At 40.5% G+C, this 23088-nt stretch carries 30 protein-coding genes and 1 tRNA gene; 21 read left to right on the forward strand and 10 right to left on the reverse strand.

What is annotated here, in order from left to right; all coding sequences use genetic code 11:
* The first annotated feature begins 307 nt into the window (after nucleotides 1-307).
* The gene (locus AHMF7605_RS10260; RefSeq protein WP_106928937.1) at nucleotides 308-574 is read left to right on the forward strand and encodes a hypothetical protein; all 267 of its coding nucleotides are present in this window, start codon (nucleotides 308-310) and stop codon (nucleotides 572-574) included.
* A gap of 292 nt (nucleotides 575-866) precedes the next feature.
* Here the strand turns inward: AHMF7605_RS10260 and AHMF7605_RS10265 are convergent, their stop codons facing one another.
* The 8 genes from AHMF7605_RS10265 to AHMF7605_RS10300 form a co-directional block, all read right to left on the reverse strand.
* Nucleotides 867-1775: a bestrophin family protein gene (locus tag AHMF7605_RS10265; RefSeq protein WP_106928939.1), complete on the reverse strand. Its 909-nt coding sequence runs from the start codon at nucleotides 1773-1775 to the stop codon at nucleotides 867-869.
* Between the two features lie 58 nt (nucleotides 1776-1833).
* Nucleotides 1834-2655, reverse strand: a complete 822-nt coding sequence (locus AHMF7605_RS10270) for a universal stress protein (protein WP_158267486.1) — start codon at nucleotides 2653-2655, stop codon at nucleotides 1834-1836.
* Nucleotides 2656-3145: 490 nt separating this feature from the next.
* A complete protein-coding gene (locus tag AHMF7605_RS10275) occupies nucleotides 3146-5257 on the reverse strand; it encodes a polysaccharide lyase (protein WP_106928944.1) in 2112 nt (703 codons plus the stop codon).
* A 1061-nt stretch (nucleotides 5258-6318) separates the two neighbouring features.
* Nucleotides 6319-6822 carry a hypothetical protein gene (locus AHMF7605_RS10280; protein ID WP_106928946.1) on the reverse strand — a complete coding sequence of 168 codons (504 nt, stop codon included), beginning with the start codon at nucleotides 6820-6822 and terminating at the stop codon, nucleotides 6319-6321.
* Nucleotides 6823-6824: 2 nt separating this feature from the next.
* Nucleotides 6825-7346 (reverse strand): alpha/beta hydrolase family protein, encoded by a 522-nt coding sequence (locus tag AHMF7605_RS10285; RefSeq protein WP_106928948.1) that lies wholly within the window; start codon nucleotides 7344-7346, stop codon nucleotides 6825-6827.
* A 90-nt stretch (nucleotides 7347-7436) separates the two neighbouring features.
* Nucleotides 7437-7982: a Crp/Fnr family transcriptional regulator gene (locus AHMF7605_RS10290; RefSeq protein WP_106928950.1), complete on the reverse strand. Its 546-nt coding sequence runs from the start codon at nucleotides 7980-7982 to the stop codon at nucleotides 7437-7439.
* A gap of 432 nt (nucleotides 7983-8414) precedes the next feature.
* Entirely contained in the window at nucleotides 8415-9362 is a 948-nt protein-coding gene (locus AHMF7605_RS10295) for an STM4504/CBY_0614 family protein (RefSeq protein WP_106928952.1), read from the reverse strand.
* A 540-nt stretch (nucleotides 9363-9902) separates the two neighbouring features.
* A complete protein-coding gene (locus tag AHMF7605_RS10300) occupies nucleotides 9903-10184 on the reverse strand; it encodes a helix-turn-helix domain-containing protein (RefSeq protein ID WP_106928954.1) in 282 nt (93 codons plus the stop codon).
* Nucleotides 10185-10572: 388 nt separating this feature from the next.
* Between AHMF7605_RS10300 and AHMF7605_RS10305 the strand changes: the two genes are divergently transcribed.
* Entirely contained in the window at nucleotides 10573-10791 is a 219-nt protein-coding gene (locus AHMF7605_RS10305; RefSeq protein ID WP_106928956.1) for a hypothetical protein, read from the forward strand.
* A gap of 55 nt (nucleotides 10792-10846) precedes the next feature.
* Nucleotides 10847-11341 carry a hypothetical protein gene (locus AHMF7605_RS10310; protein ID WP_106928958.1) on the forward strand — a complete coding sequence of 165 codons (495 nt, stop codon included), beginning with the start codon at nucleotides 10847-10849 and terminating at the stop codon, nucleotides 11339-11341.
* 15 nt (nucleotides 11342-11356) lie between these two features.
* Here the strand turns inward: AHMF7605_RS10310 and AHMF7605_RS10315 are convergent, their stop codons facing one another.
* Both AHMF7605_RS10315 and AHMF7605_RS10320 read right to left on the reverse strand, forming a co-directional pair.
* Nucleotides 11357-11884, reverse strand: a complete 528-nt coding sequence (locus tag AHMF7605_RS10315) for a hypothetical protein (RefSeq protein WP_106928960.1) — start codon at nucleotides 11882-11884, stop codon at nucleotides 11357-11359.
* A 29-nt stretch (nucleotides 11885-11913) separates the two neighbouring features.
* Entirely contained in the window at nucleotides 11914-12360 is a 447-nt protein-coding gene (locus AHMF7605_RS10320; RefSeq protein WP_146153563.1) for a bacteriophage CI repressor, read from the reverse strand.
* A gap of 132 nt (nucleotides 12361-12492) precedes the next feature.
* On the opposite strand from AHMF7605_RS10320, the gene AHMF7605_RS10325 reads away from it, so the two are divergent.
* The 18 genes from AHMF7605_RS10325 to AHMF7605_RS10410 all read left to right on the forward strand — a co-directional run bounded on the left by AHMF7605_RS10325 (nucleotide 12493) and on the right by AHMF7605_RS10410 (nucleotide 23087).
* Nucleotides 12493-12852: a hypothetical protein gene (locus tag AHMF7605_RS10325; protein WP_106928964.1), complete on the forward strand. Its 360-nt coding sequence runs from the start codon at nucleotides 12493-12495 to the stop codon at nucleotides 12850-12852.
* A 78-nt stretch (nucleotides 12853-12930) separates the two neighbouring features.
* Entirely contained in the window at nucleotides 12931-13272 is a 342-nt protein-coding gene (locus AHMF7605_RS10330) for a hypothetical protein (RefSeq protein ID WP_106928966.1), read from the forward strand.
* 61 nt (nucleotides 13273-13333) lie between these two features.
* A tRNA-Met gene (locus AHMF7605_RS10335) sits at nucleotides 13334-13406 on the forward strand.
* Nucleotides 13407-13777: 371 nt separating this feature from the next.
* A complete protein-coding gene (locus AHMF7605_RS10340) occupies nucleotides 13778-14047 on the forward strand; it encodes a hypothetical protein (RefSeq protein WP_106928968.1) in 270 nt (89 codons plus the stop codon).
* Nucleotides 14044-14232, forward strand: a complete 189-nt coding sequence (locus AHMF7605_RS10345) for a hypothetical protein (protein WP_106928971.1) — start codon at nucleotides 14044-14046, stop codon at nucleotides 14230-14232. The genes AHMF7605_RS10340 and AHMF7605_RS10345 overlap by 4 nt, the downstream gene beginning before the upstream one ends.
* 41 nt (nucleotides 14233-14273) lie before the next feature.
* Nucleotides 14274-15326, forward strand: a complete 1053-nt coding sequence (locus AHMF7605_RS10350; RefSeq protein ID WP_106928973.1) for an HNH endonuclease signature motif containing protein — start codon at nucleotides 14274-14276, stop codon at nucleotides 15324-15326.
* Entirely contained in the window at nucleotides 15323-15574 is a 252-nt protein-coding gene (locus AHMF7605_RS10355) for a hypothetical protein (protein ID WP_106928975.1), read from the forward strand. The genes AHMF7605_RS10350 and AHMF7605_RS10355 overlap by 4 nt, the downstream gene beginning before the upstream one ends.
* A gap of 3 nt (nucleotides 15575-15577) precedes the next feature.
* A complete protein-coding gene (locus tag AHMF7605_RS10360; RefSeq protein WP_106928977.1) occupies nucleotides 15578-15985 on the forward strand; it encodes a hypothetical protein in 408 nt (135 codons plus the stop codon).
* Nucleotides 15973-16560, forward strand: coding sequence for an HD domain-containing protein (locus AHMF7605_RS10365; RefSeq protein WP_106928978.1), 588 nt, complete (start codon nucleotides 15973-15975; stop codon nucleotides 16558-16560). The genes AHMF7605_RS10360 and AHMF7605_RS10365 overlap by 13 nt, the downstream gene beginning before the upstream one ends.
* Nucleotides 16557-17156, forward strand: coding sequence for a J domain-containing protein (locus AHMF7605_RS10370; protein ID WP_106928980.1), 600 nt, complete (start codon nucleotides 16557-16559; stop codon nucleotides 17154-17156). The genes AHMF7605_RS10365 and AHMF7605_RS10370 overlap by 4 nt, the downstream gene beginning before the upstream one ends.
* A 21-nt stretch (nucleotides 17157-17177) precedes the next feature.
* Nucleotides 17178-17675: a helix-turn-helix domain-containing protein gene (locus AHMF7605_RS10375; protein ID WP_106928982.1), complete on the forward strand. Its 498-nt coding sequence runs from the start codon at nucleotides 17178-17180 to the stop codon at nucleotides 17673-17675.
* 269 nt (nucleotides 17676-17944) lie between these two features.
* Nucleotides 17945-19138, forward strand: a complete 1194-nt coding sequence (locus AHMF7605_RS10380) for a toprim domain-containing protein (protein WP_158267487.1) — start codon at nucleotides 17945-17947, stop codon at nucleotides 19136-19138.
* Nucleotides 19138-19497, forward strand: coding sequence for a hypothetical protein (locus AHMF7605_RS10385; protein ID WP_106928986.1), 360 nt, complete (start codon nucleotides 19138-19140; stop codon nucleotides 19495-19497). The genes AHMF7605_RS10380 and AHMF7605_RS10385 overlap by 1 nt, the downstream gene beginning before the upstream one ends.
* A 9-nt stretch (nucleotides 19498-19506) precedes the next feature.
* Nucleotides 19507-19833 (forward strand): hypothetical protein, encoded by a 327-nt coding sequence (locus AHMF7605_RS10390; RefSeq protein ID WP_106928988.1) that lies wholly within the window; start codon nucleotides 19507-19509, stop codon nucleotides 19831-19833.
* A gap of 147 nt (nucleotides 19834-19980) precedes the next feature.
* Nucleotides 19981-20187, forward strand: a complete 207-nt coding sequence (locus AHMF7605_RS10395; RefSeq protein ID WP_106928990.1) for a hypothetical protein — start codon at nucleotides 19981-19983, stop codon at nucleotides 20185-20187.
* Nucleotides 20188-20294: 107 nt separating this feature from the next.
* Entirely contained in the window at nucleotides 20295-20774 is a 480-nt protein-coding gene (locus AHMF7605_RS10400) for a hypothetical protein (RefSeq protein WP_106928992.1), read from the forward strand.
* A gap of 340 nt (nucleotides 20775-21114) precedes the next feature.
* On the forward strand, nucleotides 21115-21753 hold the full coding sequence (locus AHMF7605_RS10405; RefSeq protein ID WP_106928995.1) for a hypothetical protein: 639 nt from the start codon (nucleotides 21115-21117) through the stop codon (nucleotides 21751-21753).
* Entirely contained in the window at nucleotides 21750-23087 is a 1338-nt protein-coding gene (locus AHMF7605_RS10410; protein WP_106928997.1) for a hypothetical protein, read from the forward strand. Before AHMF7605_RS10405 ends, AHMF7605_RS10410 begins: the two co-directional genes overlap by 4 nt.
* Nucleotide 23088 lies beyond the last annotated feature (1 nt).

The raw sequence follows: 23088 nt of genomic DNA on the forward strand, positions 1-23088 counted from the left end.
TAAAACTTTTGAAAACGGCAAAATTAATCTTCTACCCAGGCTTCCCCACGGTATGCTAACTACAGAAGCAGCCACCCTTAATAAGGATCTTTTAACTGTCTGAAGTGCGGCTACCATGCGAAATCAGGAATTTGCTATAAGTTTGGCCAAAAAGCTGATTAGCTTGGATTGGTATAGCCCTGATTCTTTCACCACTTCCCTAAAAAAAGTTTTTAGAATTACCGGGCTAAATAATTTTTCTTTGTTTTTCACCCTTGGAAAAAGATTCTAAAAAGTTAATTGCCGATTTCACCCACACCAGTGATTATTGGTTAGCGAGTTAGACCAATACAATTTTGCGCAGTTACGCACGAAACCTGCACCGAAAAGTTGGTCATTGGGGCAAGTATATTGTCACCTTTTAGAAGCAACTGCCTTCTTTGTGGAACAAGTAAAAACTTGCTTATCCACTACCGCTAATATAAATGAAGCCGCCGCACCAGCCGCTAAAATAATGTTTCAGAATAATAGTTTTCCGGACGAAATATTAGAAGGACCACCGTTCAATAAATATACGCCGCAACCAGCTAGCTAGGAGCAACTAATCCTGGATTTAAAACTTTAAAAACCGAGATTACCGAGATTGAAATATTACTTCTTAACCGTGATTTAAAAGACAAAACGAAACATCCCGGGTTACACTATTTTAATTCCGCAGAATGGTTACAATTTGCTGAAATGCATTTCCGTCATCATTTAAGGCAAAAGAATAGATGATTTTTTAGAAATAAGCAGTAAGCCATTAAGAGCTTAATCCTGTAACCGGAACTAAATTATATTAAAAACCTATCGCCTTTTTTAAAGGCGATAGGTTCTCTGTTTAAACTTTATAAAACATAAAAGCTTTCCGCTTCTACTTTTTCCGGCACTTTTTGGTCGTTCATCATTTGTTTTAGATTTCGTTCGATGGAGCGGGCAATGGTTGTTACCGGGGTATCGGTTGGTTTATTCTCAAAAGGATCCTGCAGGTGAATCGCCATTTTCTCGATTAAAAAGAAAGACACGGCAATTATAACAACCATCGGAATTTCAAATATCCCAAAGGTATCGAGCAAAGCAAAAGGCAACAAAAGAATAAAAACAAACAACGAAAAATGAATGTATAAACCATACGTTACCGGAAATACCGTATTTTTAATGCGTTCGCATTTCCCCATGGAGTCGCAAAGGCGGGTAAGGGTATCGTCCAGCTCTACTTGCTGGTATTTGTTTAATTGGCCTTCTTGCAGCATTCTTTTCAGGTCGCGGCCGTGTAGCTGAAGTAAGGCATTCGGTACATTATCGTGCTTACTCACAAATTCCAATTCTTCCGGTTGCAGGTATTTATTTAGCCGGTGGGTGGGCGATTGGTTACGGAGCGATTGCCCCAGGCTATAACACCAGGCAATCTGGCGGTTAACAAATCGGTCCTGAAAATCTTTTATACTTACCGAAATATAGGGATCGGCCATAAAGTAAAGCAGTTGTCGCACCAAGGTACGGGAGTCGTTCACAATAGCGCCCCAAACAATGCGGGCTTCCCACCAACGGTCGTACGCTTGGTTTGATTTAAAAGCTAACAACAGCGAAAGTACCGTACCTAAAACCATGGGTACACTCAAGGGAATAGAAATATTAATAACATGAAAATACTTATCCCAAACGCCAATTATAGTAGCGTAGATGATCACAAAGGTTATCTCATACTTTACTTTACCAAAAACGTACGAGATGGGAATATTTTTTTTCAATAACATAGTTTTACAGCTTAAAAGGGAATTTCAGATTATCTCTTTTATTTTAAATTTACAGGAATTAAGCAATGGCTAAAAAAGGAACTTTGGTTTGTTTAACCACCTCACTCGAAATTCTTTTTCTGCTGAAGAGGTTGCCAAAAAACTTTTTCTTCCGGCCGGCAACTAACAGATCTACTTTAAATTCTTCGGCAAAAGTGTAAACCCCGCCTTTAAAATTGTTTTCCTGAATTAAATGCACCGAGCAGTTTTTATCTTTTAGTTTTTCGTGCCGGTAAATCTCTTTCAGCACATATTCCAGTTTCATGATGTTGGTACCGGGTTTAAAAATTACTAAAAACGTTACGTAATAATCTTTGCCGGAAGTAAGGTTCAGAAGAAGATCGTCGACCAGTAAGGTGTAGGTATCTTCCGGGTCCAGAACATACGCTATTTTACGGAAGCGAATAGCTTCAGTATCGTCCGGAATGTATAACACCGGGCAGGAAACATCCGTTATCAGGCTGTTAAATAAGTCAACGCTATTAGCCGCTGCCGTTCTAGCCTCGGTTACCGGACAAAGGACTAAGTCAATGTTATTATCCTCCATAAAATTCCGGATTTTTAACGGGCTGTCGCCATAAAGAGGAACTACATCCAACTTACTAATTTCTACCGCATACGATTTCCGAATGCGCTCTAAGGCTTTCTGGAAGGGAGTATTTAGGTTCGCCAGTTTATCTTCTTCGCGCGGCAACAAAATAAGATCCGTTATAGAATCCGGCAAGGGAATAAGTTGCAGCAGAATAATCTGGCACGTCTGGCCTTTCATCATCTGAAGACCGTATTTAATCAAACTTAATGATTGGTTCGTGAGGTCCGTTGGAATTACTATCTTTTTCACAGGCATAAAACTTAAATTTTAAGAAACATCTCCACTAATTATGCGGCAAATGTTCCGTTTAATTATTAAGCTCCCGTTAAAAGCACATTAAAATGCAATTAAGCTACTAAATTTAAAACAGCGCTTAATTTTAATATCATTTTAAGGAATTTACTTCTGTTTCTTCCATTCCTACCTCATAAATAATCGCATTTATTCTAATGAATCACTATATTTTTAATTTATCTATAAACATATGTAAAAGCAAATTCAACTAAAAATTAAATTAAAATCGCATTAAAAATCGTTTGTTCTATTAACTGAGAAGATTAAAATTCTATTAAAAGTTAAAAAAGTAGCTTTAAATTTTTAAGTAGGTTCTATTAATCTGCTATATTATTTTAAATAAACTACTTAAACTAACATAAAAGAATAAGGCTCTGGTTTAGTAAACCAGAGCCTTATTCTTTGAAAAAGTATGGATTTAAATTAAATAAGGAGCAGGTAGTAATTATTTTAAGGTAATGCCATCCGAAACAGAGGTTGACATTTTACCAGCAGCATTTTTAGTTTGAGCTTTTACCCATTTAGAACCCGCTCCGCTGGATAAAGTCCAGGTTCTGGTAGTGGCTACTTTTTCCCAGGCCGTCCAGGTGCTGTTCGAATTGTCGTAAAAGCGGATGTGGGTAGAATTAGTAGCTTTGATATTAAGCGTAACTTTAGCAGAAGTAGTAGAAGCCGCATTGTTATTAATTACCATGGCTACGGTTGGAGTGGCATTCGGGTCAGTAACGGTTGGGCTTTCTAAGTTAATGCCGTCTGATACTGATTCTGACATAACCCCGGATGCATTTTTAACCTGAACTTTTACCCATTTAGAACCCGCTCCCGTAGAAAGTGTCCAGAATTTAGAGGCGGCTACTGGTTCCCAACTGCTCCAGGTACTGTTGCTGTTATCGTAGAAGCGCATTTCAGTGGCATTGAGCGCATTTATATTGAGGGTTACATTAGGAGAAGTAGTAGTTGCCTCGTTGTTATTAATCACCATTGTTACACTTGGAGCCGCATTCTGGTCGGTAACCGTTGGATTTTCTAAGTTAATCCCGTCGGATGCTACTTCCGACATTACGCCAACGGTATTTAATACTTGTACTTTTACCCACTTAGAACCGGCACCGTTGGATAAAGTCCAAGGCTTTGTTTCGGCTATTGGCTCCCAATCGGTCCAGTTGCTGTTGGCATTGTCGTAGAACCGCATGTGAGTAGCATTTACCGCCGAAATATTAAGTGTTGCTAAAGTGGTAGTGGTAGTAGGTTCATTGTTGTTAATTACCAGTTTCACAGTTGGAGTACCTGAGCCATAAGTATCTGAGTTTACTACTTTAAAACTTACGCTAGCTGTAGCAAGAGCATTTCCGGTAGCATTGGCCCCGCTGTACGAGGTGGCTTTTAAAGTATAGTCACCGGAAGCAGGCAGCCAATTGTTAAAGTTCCCTCCTGCATCGCCAAATAAAGAGTAAGGTGCTCCGGATTGAATCATTTCCTGGTTTTCGGTTCCGGATAAGTTAAATTTAACGCTACCTACCGCGGAGGCGGTAGTGGCCTCAATATTTAAATCGTAAGTGGGCAATGTGGCTAAATCAAACGTAGATCCGGGGGTAAGCTTTTGTAAAGGTTGGTCAGTATTCGCGTTGATTAAAGTTAATGTTATAGGTTCGCCAGTGGTAGGGTTTTCCGTACCAGTAGTATCGGTAGGCGGGTTAGGGTTAGTAGGAGGAGTTACCGCACCAGAAGGAACAACGTCATTATAAGTAGCTTTCTCATTTCCAGCCCGTACTTCATCAATGTAAATTACTCTTTTCGTTACTTTATACCATCTTCTTTTATAGATACCGGTTTTAAAATACGGATAATCATTATCGTTATAGCAATTAGGGCCTTTGTAATCCACTACTTTCACGCCATTTTTCCAAACTTCCAGTACACCATCGGATTGATGCGAAAAATTCATGTGGTAAACCATATCCAACCATTTATCTTTTTCTAAGGGACCCAAGTCAAATACTTTTTTACCGCTGATAGTTGAATTAGTGTTGATAGATTTAGTAGCCCAATAGATTACAAAGTTTAAACGACCTTTACTTACCACTAAAGATAAGGGGGGTAGACGGGCTGCCTCTCCTTTATCTTCTACGGCGTGCCACTGCGAAATAATGTCCCAACCTTCTGGATTATAATCGTTTTCCCAGGCATTACTAGGCAAATACAAGCTGTTGCCGTACCAACGGTTGCTGTTTGTTTCGTAGGGTAATAATATTTCTGAACGAATCTGGCTATCACTGCTTCTCATTTCGAATTTGGCTGCTTTAGAACCACTGCGAACAAAATCGCTGTTAATGGCAAATCCAAAAGAAGTAAATATTTGTTTGTTAAAATAACTACTTAAGGTAGGCTCAAATTTAGCTTCGGCTAATAAGTTGTTTCTGCCTTCAGAACTAAAAACATTGCTGGAGGAAGTAGCTTTCGCATTAGAAAAAGGCTGCATTTCTTCTAATTCGTCTTTCTGGCAGGAGGTGGTTACAAAAGTTAAAAAAGAAAGGGCGATTAGTAAAAATTTTTTCATATTCTATTTTTTGGTTACAATAAGGCCTACCTAGGATAGGATAGCACCGGAACTATTTTAAAAGTTTAGATTTTAATTAGAAAGAGTTAAACAAAACCAAAAATTATAAAATTTTATTGATCACTGTTTCTCTGTTTTACTTCACAAATGTAATATTTTTAATATCGTTATTTGTTGTTGTTCTTAATTTCTGATACAAATTTAGGTTGGGATTTTTTAAGCACAAAACTGTAACCCGAAATATTTATGCTATTTATAGTGATTTATTGGAAAAGTTACAATTTTAACACTAAAACAGGTTAGTTTACCTTTGAGACGGGCTATTATTCAATCTTTATGCCAGATCAAGCATTTTAATAAAACCAATATTTTGTATTTTAATGAGGTCTTTTGTTCTGGCAGAAAATAGTATTTATTACTAAAATAAGGCTCTTACTTGCTGTAAAAGGTCTTATTCTAAATAAATGCATACATTGTTAAAGCAAAGTTCTATCTACTAATTATAAAGTAATCATAATGAATGGCATAAAACTGCTTTTTTAAGGAGGAAGGAAAATTGTTTAATTTAGAATAGTTGTAGTAGCCGTTACTTTCTTTTAAACTAAGATAAATAATTGTTCAAACTATCTTTTGCAAATAACCAAAGTAAAAGGGAAGGTTGGCGGTCTGTTACTGCTTTTGGTACTGTTGTCAAATTAAAAAAGAAGACTCGTTTTTGTATCTTGTCTTTACAGAAGCGAAAATTATATGAATTACTAGAGTAGTTACTATTATCTACAATAAAGATGAATTGAATACCTGCGATCAAAAACTTACTTCTTAAATAATAGTACTAATTCTGGGCCTACCGAGCAGTTTAACTTTCTAAAAAGAATCGTCTGTTCTTTGGAGTAAACCCGGATAGATGAAGCTTATCAGCAGCATCTCTTAGAATCAAGAACTAGCTACAACGAAAAGCCGGCATTACCAGAAGCAATTCATCTTTAAAAATTCAATTTATGGTAAAAAGATTTTTTCTTCTAACTTAAACTTAAAGTCAAAAGCATCTAACTAAACAATCCTTATTTCCAGATTTTTTGAAAAAAGCTTGCGGCTATATTCGTCGTTTTAGCGTGTACCTGGTTTCGGTTCACGGAAGCATCATCCGAAAAATAAGTAGGATCCGATTTTTTAACTTCCTCGATTGCCTCGTTGAGCATTACATAATGGCTCGTTTTACCCGGAAATTCGTAATAGCCCGACCCCGCCAGAAGTTGATGATAATGCCGGACATTGGTTTTTACCGGCGCAATGCTATCGCTTTGTACCCCAACCAAGTACAGGGGTTGCTTTACCATTTTTACTTGTTGTTTGCCGGTAAACCCCGCTCCCAACGCGGGCGAAATGGCGAAGAAAGCTTTTATCCGGGTATCTTTTAAGGGCGGAACGTGTTTACTGGCCGCTATCAGTGAACTATCGTCTAAATAACGGGCTACTCCGGGCAGCTCGGGTATTTCTAATTCTTTGTGCCCAACGGTTTTATAAAAGGTAACCAGAGTAGTATAATCTAATTCTGCCCCGGCCAAGGCTATAACCGTATAACCCCAAAAGAAAAACCGGCCGCCCCTATTTTTTGCGGGTCAATTACTTTACTGAATTCCGAATTCTGCAGCAAAGCAGTTAAGGCAAAACTAATATCCAGCGGCCGCTCCCACGGTTTTAGGAATTCCAAAGGTATTTTATTTTCGTAGGTATTTCCCCAATGATCTACCGCTGCTACTATAAATCCATTTTGTACCAGTCCTTGGGCCAGCCACTCCAAGGTAAGCCGACCGCCCCCCGTACCGTGCGAGAGCATAATCAAAGGCCGTTTACCCGTGGGTAGCCGGCCATTCCGGACGGTATACCGCCGAATAAAAGGCGAAAATACTTTATCGCTTTTTTGCAAACTGTCCGGGGTTGGATACCAAACTTCGGTAACTATTGGGCGGTGGCGGCTTTCATCTTGCAATTGCAAGGTTCGCTGGCCAATGTTACCCACCCGATTACTTTGCGCAAAAATTACCCAGGGAAAAAACAACAAAAAAGCGAGGATCAGGTACTTATTCATAGCAGAAATTTAAGATTACCAAAACAAGAAAATTTTGGCCTCATAAAAATTGACAAATGTCAAATAATTATTTTTTTGCTTTTAAACGGCTCAACGTTTCCTGCGAAATTCCCAGGTAATCGGCCACAATTTTAGAGGTAATCTTTGAATAAGTTCCGGGTGCTTTTGCAGCAATATATCGTAGCGGGCTTTGGCATTTAAAGTAATAAAACTTTCTATTCGTTGGATGGAGGCAATATAGTCTTGTTCTAAGCCGATGCGGTACATGGTTTCCCAGCCGGGAACTTCCCGGAGCAAAGTTTGCTGATCCAGATAACTAAGCACCAGCAACTCCGATGGTTCTAAACTCTCCACGGTAGCCACCGAGGGCTGATTTAAAATGAAACTGGGAAAAGCCGTGCCCATCCGTCCTTCAAACAACAGAAACCGCGTGGACTCGCTTCCATCGTCGCTGGTTAAAAACACGCGTAAACAACCCTTTGCTACTAAATATATGTGTTTGGCAATAGCGCCTTTCGGTACCAGAATCTCATGGCGCTGGGCAAATTTTAAATGGAAACAACTGCTCACTAAGTACTCCTGTTCTGGGGTAAGAGCAATCTTTCCGTCCAGAAATTTCCTTAAAGCTGGATGCATGTGGCAAAGTAGTGGTTAGCCGGTCTAAATTCAAGCTATTATCGGTTCTAAAAACCAGAATCTCTGAATAGCTATTTTAAAAAGTATTAATTAGAATTTACTTTAAGATTAGGCAAATTTTCTGGTGCTTACAATGTTTATAAGAGGACTTTTCGCTTCAATGATGAACAAGAAATATAATTTCAAAATTCTGATAGACTATGCTTTAAAAATAGTGGTGGAATTTGAACCTGACGTTTATTAAAAAAAACTTTTAAATGATTTAAAGACATCTTTTATAAGCTATTTTTAGTTAAAATGCTTGGATAATGCGGAAACAAGTGGCACAGAAAGACTTTGCTGTATTGGTACTACTAATCACAAAGTACCAGGCACATAAAATTGCTAAGTAGCTGCCACAACTATAAAATCTAAATTACTCTTGATTTAGGTTTAGTCTTTTAAATTTAATGATGAGGCTGACTCAAATTTCTGCTGGCAGGAAATCAAAAAATTTATTGAAGTACCTGAGAGATACATTATATAACTTGCAAAATGCATGGGAACCTCTATTTTCTCTGTTCCTTGGCCATGGCCACCTAGTTTATTTCTCAAGGTGGGCACTCCACTTTCCAAACTAGATCTTAGACCTGCAAAATGATTAGCCAAATAGGCTGGAATCAGATTTTTTTGGAAACAAAGGTCGAGTAAATGCTTGGCTGTTTCACCCTTTTCTGACTTCCACCCGTTAAGTTTACATATAACTTTTAAGGTTGATTCTAAAGCTTTTAAACTATCATTCAAACACTCCTTAGTACGTCTATGACGGAAGTGCTTATGTGCACTTAAATACTCTTCATTGGCATTCTGATATTTTGCAGAGGACAAGAAATGTAAAGTTGGAATAATTATTTCCTTATGTAAAAGTTTGTTATCAGATCTTATTATTATATTTTCACGGAATTCATACCCTAAGCCATTTTCTAAGAATCTAGTATTAAGATGTTCAATTGCATGTTCTGGGCTATAACTAAGTTTAGTTGAATAATATCCACCATTTTTAAGAATAGTAGGCACATTATTAATAAATTTAAATACTAGTTCAATTATATCAAGGCAGACTTCAACATCTGTACTCCAATCTAAATAGGTTCTTACCTGTATATCATAAGTATCTGTATAATTAACATACTTAGATGGCAATTCTCTTTTTCCATGTTCTTTAAGCAGAATTATCCTAATACCTTGCCATATAACCTCCCTTAATTCTTTAGTTAATTGCTCAAAGAAATCATCCCATATATATTGAATCTGAACTTTGATTTTATCGCTTATTACATCATAAGTAAATACATCCGGTAACCCCTTGTTCCTCTTAGAATATAAATCATGAATCGTCATATTAAAATACTAATGTTACTGTAAACAATCTATTGTATACCAATTTTTAACCTTTATTTTAGTTAAGTAAAATATTGCATTTATCTATAAGGCAGTTAATTCAGTTAAATGCCATAAAAAATCGGCAAAGTAGCTGTGAGCATTTGCTACAAGTAGTTAAGAGATTCTACTTCTTCTATTATTCTAATTTCACAGCCATTAGCATTCAATATATGAATTTTAACTAACATATAATTACATCATTATTGCAAGATAATTACTGGTCAAAAGGTATGAGTAACCAAATTTCTTGAATTCATTTTTGAATTTTGACATAAAAGCTGAGCAAACAAGAATGACAAACAAAAAGGCCTTAAACAACTTGTTTAAGGCCTTTTTGTTTGTCGGAGTGGCGGGATTTGAACCCGTTGCCCAATATAGAAAAATGCGTTTAAACCACTTCTAAGGCACTTTTCTGGTGAGTATTTTTAAGTAAAATGGGGATTTATAAATTAAAAAGTGTCGGCAAATCTGTCGGCAGAAATTCCGGGTTAATCGGGATTATTTGTCTGGAACCTCCCAGTCTTCCGTTCCTTCCGGATGATTAGGCACTAGCTTACCGTTCTCATCGTAATACATACCTGCCCAAAAGTAAGCAGCCGGAATACCCAGAGCATCAGCAACGGCATTGATGACTTTAAAGGATTTAGGATCCACTGAATCCAGATTATGGTAGATATCCAGATAGGACATGTTTAACCTTTCTTCTAAATCCTCCATGGTTTTGTCTGAATGCTCCAAAGCCGTTTGAAGCAGTTTAGTGCGGGAATAATTATTTTCCATCTCTGAGTTGATTAATTAATTCGTTCTGTAAAGCGATAATGATATCCTTCAAGGCAATCTCTTTTTTTAAATTTTCATTATCTATCAAAAATTTTTTGCTTATATATTCAGAATCATCTATATTGTTTGCCGAACTTGCGCATTCTGTGCCTAAAGCGGAGCACTGTATATTTTTTGATTTTGGATGTTGTTTCCGGCATTGCCGATGCCATGAATTGCAATAAGTGGTACTGTACTAGACATTAGTTTGGTAATATTCTGATTGGTTTATTCTGAATGGGTATTTGAGTCAAATTGGCTTATAGCCAAGTCAGGTAATTAAATATGGATGTTACATAGGCTAAATTTGTAAGGTGATTCGAATATTTATATTTTTATAAAAATTGTTATGGAAACTCCTGTTTATAAATGTGATTTAATACAACCTGTTCAAGATATTTTTCCAGCATTCCCATCATTTCAGAGCTGGTTGGTATACACTATCAAAGAAGGTTTTTCAGAAATCAATATGCAGATTAATGAAGCCGAAATCGAGCGCTTCGTTGATGAAAACAGCTATATTCGTTTTACTTTCCAGGGTATACCTTTTACCATTAAGGTTGTCTGACTAGCTTGCAGGCACCAGGTTCATTTTTGTTACAACTTTTAAAATACTTCCTTTAATGAAAACTGAGCAGGTAAGGCAGGAAACTTTAAAATCCAAATTCAAGAAGAATATAACTATTTATCCAGGTGAAGCCAGAGATAACCTATCATCACAAGAATGGGAATCTTTGTTGAGTTCACTTGATAAATTGGCCGGTTCGAGTATTACTTTAAAAATAGTTTACACCAATGTCTCCTCAATTGGTCTTAAAGATTATAGCTTTACTTTATCACCTCTAACCAGAGAAAAACAGCCCTGTACAACTTTCTTTCAAAATTTGCTGGATATTCTGCTTTTAAGACCTTCTTCAATAAAATCTAAATTTAAGTCATTGCGTATTGAGGCAAAAAACTCCACATTACCTCATGGTACTACCCTCGAAAGCAAAATAGGAGAGCCTTTGAAAAACTTTGATGAAGAATTTGGTTTCATGTTAAATAATGGATACACTAATGAAGAATCTTACTTAGCAGTTAAGGAATATGCCCAGCAACATCGGGGGTATTGTTAATTTTAAATGCATGTTTCATTTTTTAGATAACCAATCTTTAAAAATTGTATATAATATGGTAATCGCTCCAACAATTGCAGTAATGATCTTAGATATATTCTCTAATCCAGATATTGTTTTAGTTATTTGCGGCTGCTTGGGACTTTTTTGCTCTGGATATTCCTTAGGGTTTTCAGCCGGACGTTCCCGTAGAGATGGGTGATCATTAATGGTATTTGTATTTAGATCCCCAGTGTTATAAATTACATTGTGGCCTGAAACGTAATTACCTTTACCATCTCGTTTTTTATCTTCAAAATACTTATTTATTCCATCTTTAGCAGCTTGCACACCTTCTTGGGTAAGTCCCACTAAGTACTTATCACTATCCTGAAATCGCAATAATCCTTCCTTGACTAGATATTCACAGGCTCTGTACATGGTAAAGCCTTTTATACCATTTTGGCCCGCATAATAATCTAATTGATCCATGTTAATAGGCTTGCCTTGCTCATTTAAAAGCTTCAAGAGAAAATCGGCTATGTGGTGTTGATCATTTACCATAACAAATTCTAACTAATAGTCTTTTTAGGCTACTTTTTTGCTTGTTCGAGTAATTGATCCTTCAGATTAATGATCTGATCCTTCAAGGCTATTTCATTTTGTAAGCTTTTTACTTTATCCGCACAAGCTTCCAGTTGTTGAGTAAGCTGGTTGATAATAACTGATTCCTCTACAGCTGTGTCCACATCCTTTTTACCAGGTCCAGTATTTATTTTTTGATTAGTAATTGCTCCTATAGCATTTCCAATTCCCCTAACTTGATTTCCACTTCGTGGTTCATCATCATCATATAGAAAGAAGTCAACACTCTTATTAGTTGCTTCCGCAATCTTAACCAGGTATTTGCTATCTATAGAATCCCTTTTATAAATTTTATAAAGGTTAGTTAAACTCATCTCAGCATGCGCAGCTACTTGCTCAGGTGATGTTCTTGCATCCTCAATAGCCTTTTTAATTTTTAAGCCTAATAGCATCAATATTTTTGTTGTTGATTATCAAATACTTAAACATAAGTGCAAAACTTTTATACAAAAGTGCTTGCCATTTGTGCAAAACATTCGTACACTTGTTTAATAATCTAGTCCAATATACTTAAACCGTATTATAAAATGTTAAACCAGAAGCAAAAAAAGTCTGGCAGAAAAGCTTTTGCCATAACTGAAAACCGCAAAAAGCAAGCTTCTAATCTAGCGCTAAACCAGCGTGACAGATTTGATAAGTGTAATCTGGATCAACAGCGTATCATTCGCACACAGTTTTCCAACCAATTGGGGGGTAATAAAAGTAGTTTTTACAATGCTTTAAACCGGGTTAATCCTCCCGTTTCTGAAGTAGTCTTTTGGTGCCAAATCTTTGATTGTAGGCTTCAGGATCTACTTAAAGAGCCAATTAATAAAATTCCTAGTGTAAAAGAGCTCGAGCGAAAAGTAGATAATCCATCATTTAAACAAGGCCAATTAGATATATAATTAATTTATATATACATATATACAATATTTATATCATTTGTTACCTAATAATTATAAAAAAAATATTTTTTATTATATATGGCTACGGAATTTAAATACAAGCTGTGGGCACAAATGGCGAAGGTGGCACCATCGCCGGATGAACAGAAGATTTACCGGATGAAACTAGCCGAGAAAACCAAACTTTCCGGCCGTCAGCTAACCACCTTCTTTAATCTGCCGAAAGAATCTAAAAAAGATATTCCGGCCACCATTCTGCTCCAGCTGGCCGTGCTCCTGGGTACCACTCCGGAGAACCTAGTAAACTTTCCGTTGCCCCCGCGCACCCTGGATCAGGAAATGAATGATCCTAGCCGCATTGCCGAAAGGTTCGGTATGCGCCGATCTTCCACGAAAGCCCCCAAGCCTATGCATAGATAGAAACTACATCCGCAGCCAAGGTCTCTTATAGGGTGGAGACGGCTACATTACAACAATCTAACGCGGGATGGAGCAGAAGGCAGCTCGCTGGGCTCATAACCCAGAGGTCGGTGGTTCGAGTCCACCTCCCGCTACTAAGGATTACCAAAGAGCTCCTAGCCAGGTGAGTGATTGCCGGCAGTAGGAAGAAAAGACAATCGGGAAAGACCGGTGGATTACCAGGTGGCGGAATTGGATATACGCTTGAGCAATTGTCATTCAAGTGAGGTCAGGGATTTAAGCACCAGCCAGCATCCTTAAAAAGTGACTTAATACCAACAGGGTATTAATAAGGCTCCTCACAAGTGCCGGTTCGAATCCGGCCCTGGTAGCATACATGGGTAATGCAAGCGCTTTATAGGTGTCCCCAGTGGTGAAAAGGAGTAGCCACTAAAAGCAAGCCGTTAACCGGAACCGCGTCAGTGTTCCGGCACTTTTTTCCTTCTCACCTTTAAACGGAAAGCCTATGAGTCAGGAAGTGCATTATTTTTTTAAGCAGGATAATAAAAAGGCCGTCATGATCCGGGCGCCGGACAGATTGCTGATCATTGAGCTGAACCGCCATCCGGAAGACGAACCCGATACTTACAGGGTCTACGGCTTTAAAGATAAATACATGGCCAACCGAATTTTAAAAACGTGGGAAGAGCACCGGATCACTCCCGCTTATTATCAAATTTTAGTCAACTGTGCGCTGGGTTTAATTACCCAAGACACTCAAATTTTAACCTCATGAAATCAAAACAAAATTATTACAAAATGATCGCGGATGGCATGGAGAAGCTATTCATGGATATTCGCACGACTTTGGCGGAAGATTTAAAATCTGGCGTGATTGACCAGGCGACTTTTGATGCCTGCGATCTGGAGTGTGAACACTGCTTATTAGAAGTGCAGCAAGAAGCTAAGGACCTCCAGTAAGTTAAATTTTATTTTTCACCAAAATACCTTCCTATCTGCGCATGGAATCAAATAACTATAAGACGGGTAAGCTGTCGCCGGAAGATGAGCAGTATTTACGAGACAATTACCGGGTAAAATCTTACTCAGTTATAGCTAAAAAGCTTAAACGGAAAACGGGAGCTATCGCCAATACTGCCTGGCGATTAGGTTTAAAAAGAACTCCGGAAGAACAAAGAGCCATTTTCCTCAAATACAATACCGGTTGCTACAAAATCGGCCACCGCCCTACCAATGCTGATCAACTTAAAGGTAGACACCTGTCGCCACAAACCGAATTCAAGAAAGGTCAGCAAGCAATTAATCTAAAACCAGTAGGAACCATCACCATCCGAAATGATCAAAGAGGTGTGCCTTACCGATGGATAAAACTTAGTGATGGTACTTGGCAACCCTTACATATTCATAATTACATAAAGGCATACGGACCAGTGCCGGAAGGGCATATTGTAGTATTCCGCAACAAGGATACCATGAATGCCGCCCCAAATAATCTGGAATGCATTACCAAAGCGGTGAATGCTTTGCGTAATAAAGGTTATATCCCGCGACCTCCGGTAAAACCTGATCTGGCTCCAGCTCCCAAAAGAAAATACTTAAGTGCCTGTCATAAAGCCAAAGTAAAAGCGGCCGAGAAGGAGGCTCTTATCCTGAAAAGAAAACAAGAGCGAAAAAAACAGATCAAGTTAGCTATGCTTTGTTTAGATCCGGCCTTCAAGGAAAAAGAGGAAGCTAAGCAAAAAAAGGCAGCAGAAAGAGCAGAACGCAAAGCGCACAAAGCTGCTTTAAAACTTAAATCTCAGGTAAAGTCGCTTTCAAATCATACTGCGGTGGAAGATAAAGGACTTAAGCGCCTGGTAAAATCCATTGCGAAAGCTCGCCAGGTTCAAAAGCAAGAAGCACCTCCCAAAATTAGCTTGGTAGAAAAACTAAAGTCGATGACTTACCTGGAGCGTCAGGAATATTTTAGGCAGAAAAACCAGGATAAAGTGCCCGTTTGGTTGGATGAAAAAACCTGTGTTTATCGAAGGGCACCTAAAACCCAATTACTATGAACAAGCACGATAAGTTGAAGGAGCTGCGGGAGCACGTGGCTTCTTTGAAGTTAGAAGAATGTGAGCTACATGAGCAAATTTTGGGCATTTTAACGCGCATGGCCAAAGGTAAAGTTTACGGCGACGAGCATACTGACATCAGTCAGAAAAGATCCAGAATTAATGCTCTTCGCCAGTTGGCCTCTAAAAAGCTCCAGGAGATTCGACATATAACAAAGTCTCTTCAACAACCTCTTTTTAACTCTTAAGTTATGCAAAACAACAGCGCAAATACCTTAAATGGTCGGCCGCTCACCTTTGGTGATTTAGGCCAAATACTAAAGGCCCGGGAGCATTACGCCAAGTCGGCCGGCCAGTTACCAGTGGCCACCCTCGGAGAAGAGTATCATTTTGATACGAATACCACCTCGCTTAAATATGATTTTCAATGCATCAAAACCCGATGCCAGGAGCAGCATACCCGCGCGTTAACTTATAAGCAGTACTATGCCCTGGAGGATGCCGATTTGGATATACAATGCAGCTGCGGGGCAAAGTACCAAATGCGGCATGATGATTTTTTCGTGGTACCAGAAAGTTTGCTGCCTTCTTATTTCCCGCGCAAGCCGGAGCTGCCTACTCTTTTCAACTTAAATCCTGCTAAATCATGTGTTTCATAAAGACTTATTCGGGTCTCCAAGTGGAATTACTGGAGCCTAGAGCTGATCAAATCGAATTAGAAGACATTGCCCATGGCCTGGCCATGAAGTGCCGCTTTTCCGGCCAGACGAATCAGTTTTACTCGGTGGCGGAGCACAGCGTCCGGGTTGCTTATTTACTGCTGGAAATGTATCAGAATCCGCTGCTGGCCATGGCCGGCCTGATGCACGATGCTGCCGAAGCCTACCTGCCGGATATTGCCACTCCTTTGAAAAGAATTATTCAAGGCTTCCATGTCATCGAAGAAGGCTTAATGCAGGTCATCACTTTAAAATTCAAGTTACCCCCACCCGTTATTACCCAGTTTAAAATTAAGCTAGCCGATAGAACGCTCCTGGTTACGGAAGGCCGGGATCTGATGGCCTGGGATCTAAGCGAAGCCTGGTGCCAGGACTTCCCTCCCCCGATGAAAATTGAAATCCGGCCGCTGCCATGGGCGGATGCCAAGGCAATTTTCTTAAAAACTTACCTGGATTTGCAAGCCCGGATCCGAGCTTACGATGCAGAAGCAAACGAACTGGAGCAGGTAGCATGAGCGAAATCAAACCATTTCCGCTCATGTGGCCCCTGGGCTACCCCCGGACCGAAGAGCCGCGGCGTTCGCTGTTCTTTGCTTTAACCATTGCCAAAGCCCGGGATGGCATTCTCGAGGAGCTTCGCAAATGGAAAGCCGACAATGTCGTGATCAGCTCCAACGCCCCGTTGATGAAAAATGGCCAGCCATATTCTACTAAAACCATAGGCCACCAGGAAGATACCGGTGTGGCCGTGTACTTCAACCGCGCCGGCGAACAGTGGGTCGTGCCCTGCGATGAGTACGATACAATCTGGGACAACATGCAGGCCATCCGCTACATTATTGAGTCGCTGCGCACGATTGAGCGCCATGGCGGAGCGCAGGCCTTCCGATCGGCTACCACCAATTTCAAAGCCTTACCGGAAAGAGGCACGGGTTTAACCGGCTGGGAAATTCTCAAAATAAAACCATGTGCGACGGAAGCGGAAATCAAAAAGGCTTACCGAGACCAGCTAAAAACTGCTCAGGGAGCCCTCGGCAATATCACATCTGAAAAATTAGACTTATTAGTCCGGGCCAAAGAGGAATGTTTGGCCGCAATTAACCGAAGTTAAACTGATTATAGAATTAAATTTATGAGCACGAAAAAGCAAACCATTTTTAAAATAAATTTTGAACGTACGCTTAAGAATATCAAGGAGCTGGTGGATCAGCTCCCACCTCAGATCCGCAATGGCCAGGTTCGCCGGGCCATCAAGGGAAACGTGAACAGCACGGCCTTTCATATCTACCGCCTTTTTATGGCTGGCCTCAAGAAAACCAGTCGCGTCGTCCGGGCCTTCCGGACGACGAACACCAGCCTGGCCAAGGTATCCAACAACCACGTGCGCACCATCCAGCGCCACATCCAAAAGCTGATCGATTTAGGAATAATTCAGGCGAAGGTACGGGTAGGTAATGGCTTGCAGTTAATGCTAAACGAAGCCCTGCTGGCGTTCGATGCGAGAGAAGTGGCATTCCACCCCCAATCATCCGTAATGAGCGCACCAGCGCCGGATTTTACGGCTACGATTGCACAAAAAACAGAAGCACTCCGCCTCAAATTTTCATTAAAAAATGCTCTGGGCGGTTGATTTTTAGCTGATCGGACAGAAAGTCTCATATTTGTTCTTATAAGAACTATTCATATAATATATGAATAATAAGAACGTCGATTTTGGGCTTACTTATCCACAAGCTAATCCACAGAACTAAAATTTATTGGTTCCGCTGAAAAAAAAACAGGCGGGGCCAGGCTGCGGCGGCCACGGAGGTAGCGCCGGCGAGTCAAATGGTAATATTCCGGGCGAAAAAATTGCCCGAAGGTACTGTATTGCATTATTTTAAGAACACGAATAAGCTTATGAATCCGCAAAAACCCGATTTAACCGATATTAAAGCCCTTTCCATCGTTAAAATTTTGAGTTCGATAAACATATTTCCCCAGTTTAAATCCGGAGGGGAGCAATACTATATTTCTCCTATCCGGAACCCGGAAAAAACGCCCAGCTTTACGGTCAATGAAAGAAAAAACTGCTGGTTTGACCATGGTTTTGAGGGCGGTGGTGTAGGAGGAGACGTGATTGATCTGGTAAGCCGGCTCTACGAGATAGAGTTTCCGGTAGCTGTGGAATTCCTGCAGCAGGCCATCCATAATCCCGCACTACTCGGCTCCAAACTAACAAAAGTCGCGGCCGTGGCGCCGGCTGAACGAGAATACAAAAGCACTCTTACTTTACTGCAGGCCGGACCAGTCGAACATGCCATCCTTCTGAAATACCTCCGGAGCCGAGCCATTAACCTGGATCTACTCTCCGGTTGCTCCGATCTCTTGCACCAGGTATACTACCAGCTGGCCGGCAAAAATAAAATTTACTATGGCCTTGGCTTTAAAAATAATGCCGGTGGCTACGAGGTGCGCACGTACAATTTTCAAAGCTTCATCGGCTCGAAAAAGGATGTCACTTTTCTCAAAGGATCCTGGCCAGGGTTAGCGGTATTTGAAGGCTTTATGGATTATTTATCGGCTTTGACTTATTGGAAAACTACCTCGTTAAAGTACGATATCCTTATTTTAAATTCCACCCGGATGTTGAAGGCTGCTTTACCAATTATACTCTCCCAGCCTCATGTATATTCCTTCCTGGATAATGACCAGTCCGGCCTTCAAGCCACCGAATTTATTAAAGAAAAATGCCAGGAAAATGAAATTGGTTTTACCAACCACAGTGAGATTTATAAAGGATACAAAGATTTTAATGATTTACTGACCAATTCTGCACCGCCAAGACCGCTACCTGGAACCTCCAAGGATACTGTAAGTGAAATCAGCAAAAATAGCAAATGGTGGCTATGGGTTATTTTCCGGGAAATGCAGTTTACCAAAGATGGCGTCGGCTTTACCAAATTCACCTGGTTTTCCTTTAACAGTGATGCATCCGGCTATCAGGCTCTGCTCCAGTTCAGGCAGAGCCTGGAGAGTAAAATTAAATATTACCGGCTTTGTGAACGCACTAAAGGTCGGGACTTTAAAATTTTAGAAGAGGGCCACGTGTAATGTTAGCAGTAAGGGAAAAAATAGTAATCAGTAAACTGGGGGCTCGCGCCTTAGTGCTAGCTATTGATAGTTGGATTGATGATAATTTCGTCTTAGATGCGGAAAGTTTCGCCGGCCGGGTAAGCGTGGAGCAGGTTCTAAGCATAAACCATTTGTGGAGGTTGAAAAGCCGGCTGCTGTTGGCCTGTCACACTTGTAACCGACGCAAGAAACTTGAATTTTCTTTTGCCTTTTCGCTTGAAGAGATCCTGGCCATTCGGGTTTGCATTTGTTACGAAGGTAGCGACGGCCTGCTGCTCCAGCTCTTGGGCCAGGTTCAGCAAAAGAGCTTGAATTATGACCACATTATTGAATTTTAAACAACTTTGATGAAAACAGCAGAAGAAGTACTCAATAAATACACCACAACTTTATCAGATGGTACAAAGGTCTGTCCTCATGAATCCAGGCTTAAAGCAATGGAAGAATATGCTGATCAATGGAAGCCACTACCCTCTCTTTCCATAATGTTCGATGGCGAATATTCTGAACAATATAACGCGTTGCAAACAGCCTTATTCTATGCCGCAGAGGGTGAGGAGAATGTTTACACTTACTTAAACACTACTCCCAAAACCAGTCTAGTTGTAGAACTAATACAGGCGCTACATCATATAGGCTATTCTATTAGCAAATTTATTCCTAATGAAAACTAGATGAAACTAACTGAATTTTTAAAAGATCTATTAAACAGTTTTCGCATGATAGCAGCTGCCATTATTTTCATTAGTATCATAATCCTTTTAATTTCTTCTTTCATAATCGGAGTAGTACAAATTATTAAAGAACTATAAACTACAACTATGGCTCAATATATTTTAAATGTTGATCAGAAAACTTCAATCGCTATTCAAAAGCAACTGGGCCTTAACCTTTCTTTTCAGCGAGTAGAACTTATATCCATTGTACCCAAAAACGGCTGTATGGATGTAGTTGTGGCAACTGACGACCCCACAAATCTATTTACCTTAGGTTTTTTCGTTGGTGGAAGAATTGTAGCTGGTCTTTAATTTTAGGGTATTTAATTAAAATAGTAGATGTTGAATTTTTAGAGAGCAAACGTCCTTTATACAGCACCTGGTCTGGCGTAATTTTAGTATATTCAAGACCAGGATATATGCAGATCACACCTACGGCTCAGGTTACAGTACCTGTTAATAAAGAAGTAAAAAAGAAAGAAAAGAATATTACCTTACACTTACCGGTAAAATCTTATGTTCAAAAGTACCTGGTCAAACGTTACGGCAGTTTATACATCATTAGCAAGCGGGATGCTATTGGCATTGTGTTGTTTCAAATGCTGCGCCGGCCATCCACGGAGAGCCGGGCTACCCAACGCCTGAAACAATATACCGCTACTTACCCCATCGAGGTTTCTCCCAAAAATTTCTGGAAGCGGGGTTGCCGCAACCTGGATGATTCCCTTACCATCGAGTGGCATAAACTGGTAGAAGACTTAATTTACCAGGAATACTGCAGCTATATTGAGAATATGGAAGCGCACGGCGTTGAGCAACGTTATGCCATTGAAGCCTTTATGGCCAAGTATAATTTTGATGAGACGGATATAAAATTCGAAACCATTAAGAAAGCTTAACAGCGCTACCGTAATGAACAAACGGAACAGGGAATAGTACCAATCAAAGTAGTAGAAATATTACCGTACCTTTGCGCCCTTAATTTGCTCGGCTCACGTAAAAAAATAAAAAAGGTTGTAAAATCGGCCGCTTAATGGTTCCGCAAATGTCCCGTAAAAAGACTACTTTTTGAAGAGGGTTTTAAAGCTAGCTTTCCGCTAGCTTTTCTTTTTTTGATTTGCACTTACGAAAGCTATTAGATAATTGTTGCCGGCTAAACCCTTTCTTTGGAAATAGCCTTATTTCTCGTCCTATCTAACGCCTTACTCCCCAATTACCTTTGTTTGGAGTAATGTCAGCATGAAAAACATTGAGCAGATTGCGGAAGATAACCTGGGCGGCCTGGCGGTGTGTTTCTACACCGACTGGGACAATATTGATTTTACCCAGTTTCCTAAACGCCAGGGTTTGCGCCTGATCGGCGATATCGTGCTCAAACCCGGCGCTACCTGGGGCATGCTGGTTTTTACCGCTAAAACAGCCGGCTACTCCCAGCCCACGAAGCAAGACCGGCGCGGCACCATTTATCCGCACGAGATCAAAGGTTTCCTGCCCCGCGAAACGCCGGAGTTAGCGGAAACCTTGTTCGAAATGAACACGCAGCGCCGCTACCTGGTGCTGCACCGGGACCATAATGGTTTTATGCGCCTCTCCGGAGGGCCCGAGTACGGGTTAAAGTTTGAAAGTAAATTTTCCACCCAGGACTCACCCGATGGCCGCAATGGATCCACGGTCAGCTTAAAAGCCGAGAGCTTACTGCCGGCATTGTTTTACTCCGGCGCCTTGACGGTGACAGATCAAGTCCTGGATCCTACTTCGGAACCATCCGGCTTTGTGCGCTTTGAAAAAGGCAACGGGGAGCTAATCGCCCTGGTACCCGCGGGTGGCCGCTTCCAGATTCTTTCGGGCTTTAGTTACGGTTTTAGAATTTTATCATGACACAATTCGCAACTAATAATGAATGGGCATTAAAATGGATTCCTCGCTTTAAACCCAATACAAACGGGGAAATAGAAGAAGTAGACCTGCAGGAATTTACGCAAGATGCGGCCGATACTTTCGTCAATAAAAACGATCCGACTACCGGTGGTGGGCAATCTTTAGCGTTGTATACCGAATCCTTTAGCTTTACTGCTTTCCTATCACTGAGGTACACCCCGGTAGCCGTACCCCCTTACTCGGCCAATGGTATCTTCAAAATCCGGGTATTTACTTCCGAAGGCATGTACCGGCCGGTTTATGCGCTGAACGGTAAAAAAATTACGATTTCTTCGCCGGCTACCTGGCTCAAGGCAGAAGTAGATTATTGGGTCGGCGCTAGTACTCCTGGGACCGGAGGAGACATTTTTTATGGCATTCCCGAATATGATCCCAATACTCCTTATCAGTACGGCGTAGAGCCTAAGATTTTGCAAGCCGTGGTAGATGGTAACCGCAGCCTTGTCACGCTTAAAAATACGCCTAACACCCAGGATTTGGAAACTCGCCTGGCTCCCAGCCTGGCACCGAATAGCCAGTGGCGCGTGGAGCAAATCGGGGTAAACGGTAATTTAACAGCTATTGAAATTCGGAATTCGCTACAAACTTTAACGGGTGATGATCGGTTGGATGCTTCCGCAATCAAGAATTTACCCGGCACAAACTTAGAATACTCCGATTACGATGGCGAAATAACGGGCTTTAATAATATTCGAAATGGCATAACTCAAGAAGAAGGCACGGGTGAAATGTCTACTTTGCGCCAAAGGCTTATACAGACCGAGGAGGGAGATGTTACCACGCATCATGTAGGCGGCGGCGCCCTTATTACCCGTACTAGCCCGGAAAAAGCGACTGTTATCCTGGAAACAGAAATTGATGATTTAGTGAACGGCACCGGATCCCAGGTCAAAATCCAGCTAGGTTCCAGCCTGCCTAGCCACCCGATCCCAGATTTTCCGATCGGTAACGGCTTACGTTTTCTGGTGCGGGATGCTAGCTCGGGTCAGGAATCCAATATGGAAATCCGGCTGGATGGCTTGTATTTGAATAATGAAAGTATAAAAACCTCTTCCTCCCAAGTGTGGAATGAAACCCCTATCGGTAATATTAATGGCAGTAACGCTTTATTCCATTCCGCTTACCCCTTTAACCCCTCCAAATTTAAATTATATGTGAATGGCTTATTACAGAAAATAGTAACTGACTATCAGTTATTCAACAACCAGGATATTCAACTAACCTTTTCACCCCAAACAGGAGAAGATTTAAAAATTAATTACGAGAAATTATAAT

It is taken from the genome of Adhaeribacter arboris (assembly GCF_003023845.1).
In the GTDB taxonomy this organism is placed as follows: Bacteria; Bacteroidota; Bacteroidia; order Cytophagales; family Hymenobacteraceae; genus Adhaeribacter; species Adhaeribacter arboris.

Excerpts from the sequence above, each read along its gene's own strand:
- AHMF7605_RS10265 (WP_106928939.1), bottom strand. The coding sequence starts at position 1,775 with ATGTTATTGAAAAAAAATATTCCCATCTCGTACGTTTTTGGTAAAGTA.
- AHMF7605_RS10275 (WP_106928944.1), bottom strand. The coding sequence starts at position 5,257 with ATGAAAAAATTTTTACTAATCGCCCTTTCTTTTTTAACTTTTGTAACC.
- AHMF7605_RS10285 (WP_106928948.1), bottom strand. The coding sequence starts at position 7,346 with ATGAATAAGTACCTGATCCTCGCTTTTTTGTTGTTTTTTCCCTGGGTA.
- AHMF7605_RS10290 (WP_106928950.1), bottom strand. The coding sequence starts at position 7,982 with ATGCATCCAGCTTTAAGGAAATTTCTGGACGGAAAGATTGCTCTTACC.
- AHMF7605_RS10295 (WP_106928952.1), bottom strand. The coding sequence starts at position 9,362 with ATGACGATTCATGATTTATATTCTAAGAGGAACAAGGGGTTACCGGAT.
- AHMF7605_RS10300 (WP_106928954.1), bottom strand. The coding sequence starts at position 10,184 with ATGGAAAATAATTATTCCCGCACTAAACTGCTTCAAACGGCTTTGGAG.
- AHMF7605_RS10305 (WP_106928956.1), top strand. The coding sequence starts at position 10,573 with ATGGAAACTCCTGTTTATAAATGTGATTTAATACAACCTGTTCAAGAT.
- AHMF7605_RS10310 (WP_106928958.1), top strand. The coding sequence starts at position 10,847 with ATGAAAACTGAGCAGGTAAGGCAGGAAACTTTAAAATCCAAATTCAAG.
- AHMF7605_RS10315 (WP_106928960.1), bottom strand. The coding sequence starts at position 11,884 with ATGGTAAATGATCAACACCACATAGCCGATTTTCTCTTGAAGCTTTTA.
- AHMF7605_RS10325 (WP_106928964.1), top strand. The coding sequence starts at position 12,493 with ATGTTAAACCAGAAGCAAAAAAAGTCTGGCAGAAAAGCTTTTGCCATA.
- AHMF7605_RS10330 (WP_106928966.1), top strand. The coding sequence starts at position 12,931 with ATGGCTACGGAATTTAAATACAAGCTGTGGGCACAAATGGCGAAGGTG.
- AHMF7605_RS10340 (WP_106928968.1), top strand. The coding sequence starts at position 13,778 with ATGAGTCAGGAAGTGCATTATTTTTTTAAGCAGGATAATAAAAAGGCC.
- AHMF7605_RS10345 (WP_106928971.1), top strand. The coding sequence starts at position 14,044 with ATGAAATCAAAACAAAATTATTACAAAATGATCGCGGATGGCATGGAG.
- AHMF7605_RS10350 (WP_106928973.1), top strand. The coding sequence starts at position 14,274 with ATGGAATCAAATAACTATAAGACGGGTAAGCTGTCGCCGGAAGATGAG.
- AHMF7605_RS10355 (WP_106928975.1), top strand. The coding sequence starts at position 15,323 with ATGAACAAGCACGATAAGTTGAAGGAGCTGCGGGAGCACGTGGCTTCT.
- AHMF7605_RS10360 (WP_106928977.1), top strand. The coding sequence starts at position 15,578 with ATGCAAAACAACAGCGCAAATACCTTAAATGGTCGGCCGCTCACCTTT.
- AHMF7605_RS10365 (WP_106928978.1), top strand. The coding sequence starts at position 15,973 with ATGTGTTTCATAAAGACTTATTCGGGTCTCCAAGTGGAATTACTGGAG.
- AHMF7605_RS10370 (WP_106928980.1), top strand. The coding sequence starts at position 16,557 with ATGAGCGAAATCAAACCATTTCCGCTCATGTGGCCCCTGGGCTACCCC.
- AHMF7605_RS10375 (WP_106928982.1), top strand. The coding sequence starts at position 17,178 with ATGAGCACGAAAAAGCAAACCATTTTTAAAATAAATTTTGAACGTACG.
- AHMF7605_RS10380 (WP_158267487.1), top strand. The coding sequence starts at position 17,945 with ATGAATCCGCAAAAACCCGATTTAACCGATATTAAAGCCCTTTCCATC.
- AHMF7605_RS10385 (WP_106928986.1), top strand. The coding sequence starts at position 19,138 with ATGTTAGCAGTAAGGGAAAAAATAGTAATCAGTAAACTGGGGGCTCGC.
- AHMF7605_RS10390 (WP_106928988.1), top strand. The coding sequence starts at position 19,507 with ATGAAAACAGCAGAAGAAGTACTCAATAAATACACCACAACTTTATCA.
- AHMF7605_RS10395 (WP_106928990.1), top strand. The coding sequence starts at position 19,981 with ATGGCTCAATATATTTTAAATGTTGATCAGAAAACTTCAATCGCTATT.
- AHMF7605_RS10400 (WP_106928992.1), top strand. The coding sequence starts at position 20,295 with ATGCAGATCACACCTACGGCTCAGGTTACAGTACCTGTTAATAAAGAA.
- AHMF7605_RS10405 (WP_106928995.1), top strand. The coding sequence starts at position 21,115 with ATGAAAAACATTGAGCAGATTGCGGAAGATAACCTGGGCGGCCTGGCG.
- AHMF7605_RS10410 (WP_106928997.1), top strand. The coding sequence starts at position 21,750 with ATGACACAATTCGCAACTAATAATGAATGGGCATTAAAATGGATTCCT.